Genomic DNA, 11,204 nt, shown 5'->3' on the forward strand with positions numbered 1-11,204 from the left:
TTTTAACCATTTTCCCCTTGCATTACTGATATATTGTCCATTTTCTCTAACTCGAAAAACGTATCTTATTTGATTTGTTCTAAGCCAAGAGAGCCATCCTTACCTATAAATTCTCTATCAGCGGTTAATGCTTCAATGCGGTTTTTGTCAAAACTTCTAAAAAACACTCCATCAGATCAATACGCTCAATATAATCAGAGTTACCACACTTTTTATCACTTAGAAAATTCCAAAAAGGGGGATCGCTATACCATGAAAACTGACAGCTAAATATAAAATATTTATATGTCGTTTACCAAATTTCCAATTCGTTCTATCTAAACACAATACCCATTTTTGCTCCTGCTCAAACCCAGTCATCATGACTAACATAACAGGTAATACTCTCCATGATATTGAGATTTCAGAGATAAATCTTTGCATCCTTCTATACCATGAAGCTGCTTTAATCCCAGACGGCATTCTATTGCATAACAATGACATGTTTACTGTCCTGCTGTTAAGCATTGAAATGATAAATAATCCTAAACATTTTGCTCTTGATAAATTAAGTGAAATATGTTTTTGTAATAATTCGACTAGAGGGGCGGAATGATCTTTCATATGTAAACCAAGTTCTTTCCCCGTTATCATCATGAATTATCAGCAAAATTCAATCCTTTAGTCCTTACATCTCTAAAAATTGTCATGTAGTAAGGTTTTCTTTAGAATATTTTATAACATTTGCATGTAACCTGTATTAGTGGAGCATTAGAAATGATAAATATGCCTCTCCGGTTTTTTGCAGTTTATCATATATTTTATCCGTAGTTTCTTCTAAAAATTTTTTTAACTGTTCTGCAGGCGGTAATTTATTTGAGTTAGTTAAATTACGTACTGAAAAGGATTGCTTATAAATCTCATCTAAGCCATCCATAAAATGGTCTAATTTTTTATCTGTATTTTCATCAGGATTTAAAGCTTTATAAGCTCCAAGTAAGGCTTTATAACCGCTAGCCGTTATAAAATGAGCTGAGCCTAAATTATAATTTTTTGTGGATTTATCATAGGTACGGGCATCGTCAAGCATTTCGCGGTACTGAGTTGCTTTCGCTTCATACTCATCCCGTACGTTATTTAAGGCTTGAGTGATATTTTCATAATGCTCTCTCAGCTTATTTTGATTATTCTCTTTTAGAGCAGTATTTGTAAGTTCATTATCATAATTTTCTAAGTTACCGAACTTTCTATCATTATTTATATTCTCAGCCATATTTTCAACTAATTAATTAAACAAAGATAAAAATAATCATGTATTACGAATAAATAAATGTCAATAATTACTCACCTCAATATATCTACTTTATCTAATTGTTCCCATGTAAAATTTTCGTCTTCACGGCCGAAATGACCGTAAGCAGCCGTTTTTTGATAACATGGAGTGCGAAACTTAAGATGTTTAATAATTCTGCCTGGACGCATATCAAAATGCTGTGTTATGAGCTTAGTAATTTGTTCGTTGCTTAATTTGCTAGTACCGAAAGTTTCAGTGTAAATATAGATACAGGAGCAGTAACGCCTATTGCATAAGATATTTGTATTTCACAGCGATCGGCAAATCCTGCTCCTACTATATTCTTAGCAATATAGCATGCCATGTAAGCAGCCGACCTATCTATTTTGGTTGGGTCTTTTCCTGAAAAGCAACCATTGCCGTGTCTTGCCATTCCTCCATAGCTGTCCACGATAATTTTCCTACCGGTTAAACCGCAATCTGCAACAGGACCGCCTATAACAAACCTACCTGTCGGGTTAATTAGATATTTAGTGTCTTTATGAAGTAAATGGCTTGGCAATGCCTGTTTAATAATTTCTTCCATTACTGCTTCAATAAGGTCTTTTTGTTGTATTTCCGGATGATGCTGAGTTGATAAAACTACCGCATCAATGGCAATCGGTTTGTTATTTTCATATCGTAACGTGACTTGTTATTTTGCATCGGGTCTAAGCCAAGACAAAACATTTTGTTTACACAAATATGCTTGTCTTTTCATTAAAAGATGAGCGTAGTAAATCGGTGTAGGCATTAAACTATCCGTCTCGTTACAAGCATAACCGAAAACCATACCTTGATCTCCTGCACCTATTTCATCGTCATTTGCATTGTCAACACCCATAGCTATATCGGGTGATTGTTTAATTATAGAAGAAATTACGGCACAACAGCTACCGTCAAATCCATAATTTGGATTATTATAGCCAATTTCTTGTACTTTACTCCGTACTATTTGCTCAATATCCACATAAGTACTAGTAGTAATTTCACCTCCCACTAGAACTAGACCGGTTGTTACAAAAGTTTCGCAGGCAACACGACCGTTAGGGTCTTGTTTTAGAATCTAATCAAGTATCGTATCTGAAATTTGATCGGCAATTTTGTTCGGATGCCCTTCAGAAACTGACTCAGACGTAAATATAAAATTTTTCATAAATTACTCTCCTTTTAAAATTCTTGAAATGACTTTATTAAAGTTTTAGTGTCAGATGCTTCATAACTTATCAAATCTCTTATAAATTCTACTTTACCGAATAGTTCTTCGGAAGCATTAAAATGTACTGATCCTAAATAACCTTTATAGTTCATCAAAATCATCCATGCAACAACACCTAAGGCTGCTTGCAATGACGACTTAGCTTCGCAGGAATGACTAAACTATTCAATGAATTTCCATCCAGTTATTACCTGCTCTAATTTCGGTTATAATCGGTACATCTATATTAGTAGAGTTTTCCATGATTTTTTTAATAATGGGTATTATAATTTCTACTTCCTCAACCGGTGCTTCAAATAGTAATTCATCATGAATTTGCAGTACTAATCTTGTTTTAAGTTTACGTTTTTCTATTTCTTGATCTAGATTGATCATGGCAATTTTAATTATATCAGCATTAGTTCCTTGAATCGGAGCGTTAATAGCCGCACGCTCTGCAAATTGTTTAAGCTTTTTATCATGAATTAGAGGTACAAAACATTTTCTGCCGAAGAAATTTGTGACATAGCCGTTGCTACTTGCAAAAGCTTTTGTTTGCTCCATATATTCTTGTACTCCTTTATATTCGGCAAAATATTTCTTGATATATTCGGATGCTTTGCCGTTAGTAACATTTAATTGCTTAGCAAGCCCAAAAGCACTTATACCGTAAATAATACCAAAATTTATAGCTTTTGCTTTACGTCTATGTTCGCTAGTTAGTTCGTGTTTTTGTAAGTTAAAGATCTGACAAGCGGTTTGAGTATGGATATCGTCTTTATTGATAAATGCTTGTTTTAATGCATCTATATTTGCGATATGGCTTAATATTCTAAGCTCAATTTGAGAATAATCGGCAGATATTAATTTATAACCTTTTTCAGCGATAAAAGCTTGTCTGATTTTATTCCCTTCACTAGAGCGAATCGGTACGTTTTGCAGATTAGGTTCTTGTGAGCTAAGTCTTCCTGTAGTGGTAGAAGTTTGTAAAAATGTCGTATGTACCCGCTTAGTTATATTATCTATCTGTTTCGGTAAACTATCGGTGTAAGTATTCTTTAATTTTGTAAGCTGTCGCCACCTTAGTAATAAATTAGCTATGTTATATCCATGCTCACTAAGTTTTTCTAGTATTTCCGCTCCTGTTGAGTAAGAGCTTGCTTTAGCCGAAACTTTACCGAAAGGTAATTGCATTTTTTCAAATAAAATCTCACCTAATTGTTTTGGCGAACCAATATTAAATTTAGTTCCGCTAAGAGCAAAAATTTCTTCTTCAAGTTTTAGAATTTCTGCTCCAAATTCAGCGGATAATTGTTTTAGGTAATTAGCATCTACTTTAATACCCACTTTCTCCATTTTATCTAAAATAAAACAAATAGGTAAATCAATGTCGCTATAAAGTCTAAAGGCTTTGTTGTCTTTAAGCTCCAATATAGTTTGCTTATAAAGTGAGATAAAGTTTATTACTATTTTTGCTGATTCGATAATTATATTTTCTATCAAAGTTTCTTTCAAAGCTTCTTCAAATAAATTTTTCTGTGATAAACCGGCAGATAACGCATATTGCATTAGTTCTAAATCCTCTATAGCCGTAATTTCATGGGATTGGTTTGCATAAAATTTCAGTAAAGGTTTAAGAGAGTAAGTAATTTTTTTTATAGATTTATCGACTAGTAAATTGAAGATTATATCCGAAAACCAGTTGTTATTAGTTTTAGTATTATAAGAAAATAGATCATGAGAAGTGTTAGAAATTTTAATAATATAGTTTTGGTTTTGCAGTGATAAAATAAAAGCAAGATTATCTCCTTTATGCTGCAGTAAGTATATTCCAAATATTCCTATTTTCTCAGCTTCTTTAGCAAAATTTGCTAACTCACTAGCATTACTAATTTCTTTTGCTTCGGTTACTTTATTATCTGCTATCTCTTTGTGGTCATTAATTTTAATATCGAATAAATTTTCTGCTCTTTTATATAAAGATTTAAAACCGTATTCTTGTAAAAATCCTGTTAATTTATCGCTATTTGGAGGTGACCATTCTAAATTATTCAGCTGGAAATCTAAATCAACATTAGAATCAAGCCCTGTTAACTGCCATGAAATTAACGCCGCTTCTTTAGAATTTTGTAAAGTTTCACGTTGTTTTATGCTTGAGATTTGGTCTAAAGAGTTAAATATATTTTCTACAGAACCAAATTGTGTTATAAGACTACTTGCCGTTTTTGGTCCGATAGATGGCACACCCGGAATATTATCCGATCTATCGCCGATTAAAGCCATCACTTCACGTAATTTATCAGAAGTAGTACCGAATTTTTTAACAACATCCTCCTCTGTAATATATTTCCCTTTTAACGGATCATATATTTTGATGTTTTCACTCATTAACTGCAATAGATCTTTATCGGAAGAGATAATAATGACCTCTTCTCCAAGCATGACCGTTTTAGTAGCAAAGGTTGCGATAATGTCATCGGCTTCATAACCGTTCTTCTCTAGAATAGGAAAATTTAAACTACTTGCAACATCACGAACTAAAGGTAATTGTACAATTAAATCTTCAGGAGGAGGCGGACGATTAGCTTTATACTCAGGATAAATATGATGACGGAAATTTTCCCCGCCGCTGTCGAATACTACAGCGACATGTTTAGGCTTAAAGTCACTCAGTAATTTTAGTAGCATTGAAGTGAAGCCATAAAGAGCACCGACAGGCTCGTCTTTCGGCGAAGTTAAAGGCTGTTGTGCATAATAGGCTCTAAAAACAAATCCGTATCCGTCTATGAGTAATAAGGTATTTTTTTGAGTCATTTTATGATTTTATTTTTAATTAAATCGTCATTGCGAGGAAATTGCATAGCAATCTCAGGAGTTTATTATTACTTCATGAGATTGCCGCGCAGCCTACGGCTGCTCACAATGACGACTCAATATTCGTGCGGGCAAATGACGTAGCAAAACCTCACAGTCCCACTAGACTTTTAGCAAAATCATGTCGGTTGAATTTTTTTAAGTCCTCTATCTTCTCGCCTATACCGATAAAGTATACGGGTAAATTAAATTTTTGTACTACTCCGACAAGTACTCCGGCTTTAGCACTGCCATCTAGTTTAGTCACGATAAGCCCCGTCAAATTAGTAGCATCATTAAAATGTTCTACTTGGTTATAAGTATTTTGTCCGGTAATAGCATCAATTACTAAAATGCTATGAGTGGGTGCATTCTCGTCTAGTTTTTTTATAACTTTTACAATTTTAGACAGTTCATCCATCAAATTTTTCTTATTATGAAGTCTGCCTGCCGTATCGATAAAAAGTATATCGATATTTTGTTTTATCGATTCTTCCATAGCACGGTAAGCAACACTCGCAGGGTCAGCCGATTCTTCACCGGTAATAAGTAGTGCATTTGCTCTATCTACCCAAGTACTTAGCTGATTTACGGCAGCTGCTCTAAAAGTATCGCAGGCCGCAACTGCTACTTTTTTCCCTTGTGCTGAGTACATTGCAGCAAGCTTACCTATAGTCGTGGTTTTACCTGCTCCATTAACACCGCAAACTAAAATTACGTTTAATTTATTTGCATCTAAAGTAAAAGGAATTTCTGATTTTGATAGCTGCTGTTCTACTAATTCAGCTAGTGCATCTTTTACTGTATCACTATCTATTTCTTTGTCAAATTTTACCTTTTTAAACTCTTCAATAATATTAGTTACTACCGAAACACTCATATCACTTGAGATAAGTAGCTCTTCTAGCTCTTCTAGAGTTTCTGCATCTAATTTTTTCTTGTAAAATATTTTGTCGATACCTTCCGATATTTTATTAGAAGTTTTAGATAAACTTTGTTTTAATTTACTAAATATCGAAATCATATTAGATAGTTTTTTGTTTTATGGGTGTTGGTGTTACGCCTGCTTCGGTGTCACCCCGTGGCTTGTCCACGGTATCCAGAAAAAATTAAAAAAGACTGGACCCCGTGGTCAAGCCACGAGGTGACACAGTGGTGGAATTGATCCGCGCAGATAAGCCCCCTTACAATGACGATTAAGGTACTTATCTCTTCTTCTTATTTTTGCTTTTGTTTTTATTTCCGTCGGTGGTTTTATTGAATCTACCTAAATTTTTAACAAATTTTTGTAATCCGTTAAGTTCCGTTCCATATGTCCTAGTATATTCACGGACTGTTTCTATATCTTGTCTATGAGAATCATCTATTACTACTACTTCCTGCATAAAATTATTAGCATCAAACGTAATTTTTATTATTTTTTGCTTTTCAATTTTTGGATTAAGCCAAGCTCTTTGAAACATAACTCTCTCAACGTAATACCAGGTATTTTGGGAATATTCCGGTACCATAGTAGGCGTACCTATTAATTCTACGACTTCCGCTTTGTTTAGTTTTTTAGACTCTAATTTTACAAGTGCCGAATCATCTATGGATTGCCCTCTATTTTCGATAGTTTTGCAGCCGCTTAAGGAAAAAAAGGCTAATATACTAAAAATGTATGTTATAAAAATTTTCATAAGTTTAATTTTATCTAGATTTTATTACAAGATTATAATATACTGCTTCACTAATTTGACAAATACTTTTTAATTTATATTTAGAGAGGCTAATAATGGCAGTTCCAAAGAAAAAAACATCAAAATCAAGACGTAATATGAGACGTTCACATTTAGCGCTTGGTAAAGTTAACGTAATAGTTGACTCGCAAACTGGAGAATATAAGCTTCCGCATCACGTTTCTTTAGTTGACGGGACTTATAATAATCGTCAAGTAGTAACGAAAAAAATTGAAACTGAAGAAGAAGTAGCCTAAAGCTATGACCTGCAAAATTATTGGTTGCGGCGGGTATCTTCCTTCAAAAATAGTTAGTAATGACGAACTTGCAAAATTTGTAGATACTAATGATGAATGGATTAGAACAAGAACAGGTATTACGCAGCGTCATATAGCAGGTGATACAGAATATACTTCCCATCTTGCTTTAAAATCGGCTGAAAAAGCTATAGTAGATGCAGGGATATCAGCAAATGATATTGATTTAATTATTACATGTACTACTACTCCGGATAATAGCTTCCCTTCGGTCGCCTCTAAGCTTCAAGGTTATCTTGGTTTAACTAATATACCGTCTTTTGATTTACAAGCAGTATGTGCCGGCTTTGTTTATGGTTTACAAGTAGCGAATTCTCTTATCTCATCAGGTAAATATAAAACTATTTTGCTTATAGGGGCCGAGAAAATGACGTCATTATTAGACTGGAATGATAGGACTACTTGCGTCTTATTCGGCGATGGAGCAGGTAGCGTAATATTACAGCGTAGTAGTGATGACTCCGGTTTAATAGATAGTAATATTTTTACAAGCGGAGCTGATTATGAAATATTATACACAAACGGTGGTATAAGTATGAACGGTATTAGTGGCAAAATAGTTATGCAGGGGCAAAAATTATTTCGTCATGCAATAGAAAAAATGCAACAATCTATAAAAGATTTACTGCATGCTAATCAATTCAGTGTAAGCGATATTGATTATTTTATACCTCATCAAGCAAATATCCGTATTATTAATAAACTTGCCGAATCATTAAACCTATCAGAACATAAGGTAATAAAAACCTTAGAGAAGCACGCTAATTGTTCAGCGGCTTCTATTCCGCTTGCTTTGAGTACTCTTAAAGCATCAGGTAAAATAAAAAAAGGTGATATTCTACTATTTTCAGCTATCGGTGCAGGTCTTACTTGGGGCAGTGCATTAATAAGATGGTGAATATAATCGTTTAATTTGAAAATTGGCAGCGTTACTTATTTGCTTATAATCCTCACATATTATATATACGCTGCGGTTATAATCTTCAAAATCGATTCCTCTTTTCTACATTAAACTTCATTTATCTATTTATCCAAAGTATCTACTCGTATTATAAAATGATATTTTTACCACATTTATACATGAGTAATTGCATTTTATAATATTTTAGCCTTTAAACTAATAAAATAATGATATATACTAACTCACATAGCTTTTGGTTAGTTTAGTTTTATGAACTAGCTAAAATGAATTCAATATTAATAAATTATAATCTCAAGGAGTTTAATTATGAAAACAAAAATTACATTAGCTTTTCTTGCATTATTTGTGCTTGCAGGGTGTAATACAACAAAAAGAGCACCGCAATTTGACGGTAATATGAACCAAGGTGAAGAAACCTCATTAATGAAAGATTTTGAGAAGCATGCAGGAAATGCGGTATGGTTTGCTTTTGATAGCTCTGCTTTATCACCAAAGGCTAAAGAAGAGTTAGAGAGACAAGCTTGCTGGTTATCAAAGCATCCTGAAGTAAAAGCTACTATTGAAGGACATTGCGATGAAAGAGGTACCAGAGAATATAACTTAGGCTTAGGTGAAAGAAGAGCAGCAGTAGCGAAAAAATTCTTAGCTAATAAAGGAATTGATCATAACAGATTAAATACAATCTCTTATGGTAAAGATAGACCTGCTATGATGGGTAATACTGAAGAAGCTTTTGCTTATAACCGTAGAGCTGTAACAGTTGTACATCACTAAAATTATTTACTAATTATAGTATCCTAAAAGGTCGAGTTTACTACTCGGCTTTTTTTATTTATAACTTGATGTTATTATTGCGAAAGCGTTGATGAGTGGACACCAAATCGTCATTGCGAGCAGCCATAGGCTGCGTGGCAATCTCATGAAATAACAACAAACTTCTGAGATTGCTTCGTCAATTACTTTGTAATTTCCTCGCAATAACGAAAAAACTGATCCACATTGCCCTGTTTTTTAGGCGATACCTCAAAAATATAAAAATTTTACTAGACTTAACTGCATAATAATTATATAAATTTCAAATGAAAAGGGGCTGTAGCTCAGTTGGTTAGAGCACGCCGCTCATAACGGTGTGGTCGTAGGTTCAAGTCCTACCAGCCCCACCACACAAATTCTTATTTAAATTCGCATTAGCACTGAATTTATAATGATTAATCTAAAAACACTTTCTTGGTATCTTACTAAATTATATTCTAAGTGTTTCTTTATTATATTATTTCTTTTAATCGGGCTATTAATTATCTCAAATATTTTTGATCTTTTACAAAAATTCAAAAATATTTATGTTCCTTTTAGTTTTTTTTGGAGACTTATTTTATATAAGATCCCTTATTTACTAGGTCAAGTATCTTCGTTAATTAGTTTTACCGCTATGTTATTTTTTCTTAGAAATCTAACAAAAAATAATGAACTAACGGCTATGTTATCTAGCGGTATTCATATTTGGCAAGTGCTTGTTATTCCATGTATTGTAACTTTAATTTTAGGTATAGTTTTTATGACTATATTGAATCCTATCGGTACTATAGGCTTACAAAAATATGAGTTATTAGAAGCAAAACTAACTAAAAAAGCCTTGAGTGAGGGTATAATATCTAAATCTGGTTTATTATTTTTTGAATCTTTAAATGATGAAAATCAAATTATCCAAACACAATTTATTAATGTTGCCGAGAAAAAATTAAATAATATTACAATTTTATTTGTTGATAGTAATAATTCTTTTTTAAAGAGAATTGATGCATTATACGGTATTATTGAAAATAAAATGTTACATTTAAATAGGGTTAAGGTTTTCACAAAAGAGGAAACTAAGGCTTACAACAATTTAACTATACAGGCAAATTTATCAATTAATAGTTTAGTAAATAAATTTATTCGTCCTGAAATGGTTTCTATTTGGGCTTTACCTAAATTAATTAATGAATTATTAAATTCAGGTTTACCAGCTATTAATTATCAAATTTATTATTACAAGCAATTATTTAAGCCTATAATGATGATGGCAACCGTAATTTTAGCAAGTTGTTTTATTAGTCTTAAACAGCGTGATAATTCCCAAGAAAAAATACTGATATTAGGTTTATTTTCAGGTTTTATAGCATATTCGTTATCAGAAATATTATTAAAAATACTTACTTATAATAATTTGTCTTTAATTACTGCTATTTTATTACCTAGTATGCTAATATTTTTTATTAGTAACTTTATTATTTTACATTATAAGGAGATTTGAATAAAGTATTGATGCTATGTCATCCCAGCGGAAGCGGGGATCCAGTTAAATGTCATACCGCGACTTGATCGCGGTATCTTAGGACATAGTCTGTTATACAAGATCCCGTGGTCAAGCCACGGGATGACAATAAGAATCAAAAAATAAGTTTTTAGAATTTAGAGAGAAAAAATAAAATGATAATGAAATTTTTGGAAGGGTTTTCTTCCGGTATGGCTATAGATCTTGGTACGGCAAATACTATTGTCTATCAAAAAAGTCGTGGAATTGTTCTAAGGGAACCTTCTGTTATTGCGTTAATAAAAAAAGACGGTGCTTTTGTGCCTTATGCTTATGGTCATGAAGCAAAAATGATGCTTGGGCGTACTCCTACGGATATTGAAGCAAAAAGACCTTTAAAAGACGGTGTTATTGCCGATTTTAAGGGTGCAGAGGAAATGATAAAGTATTTTATTAGAATGGTGCATAATCGTCGCTCTTTTTTTGGTCCGACAATTGTTATTTGTGTGCCTTCCGGTTCTACGCCGGTTGAGCGTCGTGCTATCCAAGAAGCAGCAGAAAGTGCAGGGGGTAGGGATGTCTATTTAATTG

The 11,204-nt window shown here is 33.0% G+C and carries 10 protein-coding genes, 1 tRNA gene and 3 pseudogenes; 6 read left to right on the forward strand and 8 right to left on the reverse strand.

All coding sequences use genetic code 11. The features are described from left to right. Window positions 1-219: 219 nt before the first annotated feature. The 8 genes and pseudogenes from REIS_RS00380 to bamE form a co-directional block, all read right to left on the reverse strand. Window positions 220-636 carry a hypothetical protein gene (locus REIS_RS00380; RefSeq protein WP_008579269.1) on the reverse strand — a complete coding sequence of 139 codons (417 nt, stop codon included), beginning with the start codon at window positions 634-636 and terminating at the stop codon, window positions 220-222. Window positions 637-685: 49 nt separating this feature from the next. Next, a pseudogene (locus tag REIS_RS16735) lies at window positions 686-916 on the reverse strand (hypothetical protein). A gap of 75 nt (window positions 917-991) precedes the next feature. After that, window positions 992-1,252: pseudogene (locus tag REIS_RS14770) on the reverse strand (hypothetical protein); the annotation flags it as partial. Between the two features lie 71 nt (window positions 1,253-1,323). Continuing rightward, window positions 1,324-2,468, reverse strand: a pseudogene (metK, locus tag REIS_RS13860) (methionine adenosyltransferase). 14 nt (window positions 2,469-2,482) lie between these two features. Then, window positions 2,483-2,662, reverse strand: coding sequence for a hypothetical protein (locus tag REIS_RS00410; RefSeq protein ID WP_008579271.1), 180 nt, complete (start codon window positions 2,660-2,662; stop codon window positions 2,483-2,485). 34 nt (window positions 2,663-2,696) lie between these two features. Further along, window positions 2,697-5,324 carry a DNA polymerase I gene (gene polA, locus REIS_RS00415; RefSeq protein WP_008579272.1) on the reverse strand — a complete coding sequence of 876 codons (2,628 nt, stop codon included), beginning with the start codon at window positions 5,322-5,324 and terminating at the stop codon, window positions 2,697-2,699. Window positions 5,325-5,475: 151 nt separating this feature from the next. Next, a complete protein-coding gene (gene ftsY, locus REIS_RS00420; RefSeq protein WP_008579273.1) occupies window positions 5,476-6,387 on the reverse strand; it encodes a signal recognition particle-docking protein FtsY in 912 nt (303 codons plus the stop codon). A gap of 181 nt (window positions 6,388-6,568) precedes the next feature. Next, window positions 6,569-7,042: an outer membrane protein assembly factor BamE gene (gene bamE / locus REIS_RS00425; RefSeq protein ID WP_008579274.1), complete on the reverse strand. Its 474-nt coding sequence runs from the start codon at window positions 7,040-7,042 to the stop codon at window positions 6,569-6,571. 95 nt (window positions 7,043-7,137) lie between these two features. On the opposite strand from bamE, the gene rpmF reads away from it, so the two are divergent. From rpmF to REIS_RS00455, 6 genes are all read left to right on the forward strand, one after another. Further along, window positions 7,138-7,338: a 50S ribosomal protein L32 gene (gene rpmF, locus REIS_RS00430; protein ID WP_008579275.1), complete on the forward strand. Its 201-nt coding sequence runs from the start codon at window positions 7,138-7,140 to the stop codon at window positions 7,336-7,338. Window positions 7,339-7,342: 4 nt separating this feature from the next. After that, window positions 7,343-8,296, forward strand: a complete 954-nt coding sequence (locus REIS_RS00435; RefSeq protein WP_008579276.1) for a beta-ketoacyl-ACP synthase III — start codon at window positions 7,343-7,345, stop codon at window positions 8,294-8,296. A gap of 330 nt (window positions 8,297-8,626) precedes the next feature. Next, window positions 8,627-9,094: a peptidoglycan-associated lipoprotein Pal gene (gene pal / locus REIS_RS00440; RefSeq protein WP_008579277.1), complete on the forward strand. Its 468-nt coding sequence runs from the start codon at window positions 8,627-8,629 to the stop codon at window positions 9,092-9,094. 312 nt (window positions 9,095-9,406) lie between these two features. Then, window positions 9,407-9,483 (forward strand) — tRNA-Ile (locus REIS_RS00445). 41 nt (window positions 9,484-9,524) lie between these two features. Further along, window positions 9,525-10,613, forward strand: a complete 1,089-nt coding sequence (locus REIS_RS00450) for an LptF/LptG family permease (RefSeq protein WP_008579278.1) — start codon at window positions 9,525-9,527, stop codon at window positions 10,611-10,613. A 176-nt stretch (window positions 10,614-10,789) separates the two neighbouring features. Beyond that, on the forward strand, window positions 10,790-11,204 hold a 415-nt coding region (locus tag REIS_RS00455; protein WP_008579279.1), incomplete at its 3' end, for a rod shape-determining protein.

Origin of the sequence: Rickettsia endosymbiont of Ixodes scapularis (genome assembly GCF_000160735.1) — a bacterium.
In the GTDB taxonomy this organism is placed as follows: domain Bacteria; phylum Pseudomonadota; class Alphaproteobacteria; order Rickettsiales; family Rickettsiaceae; genus Rickettsia; species Rickettsia tamurae.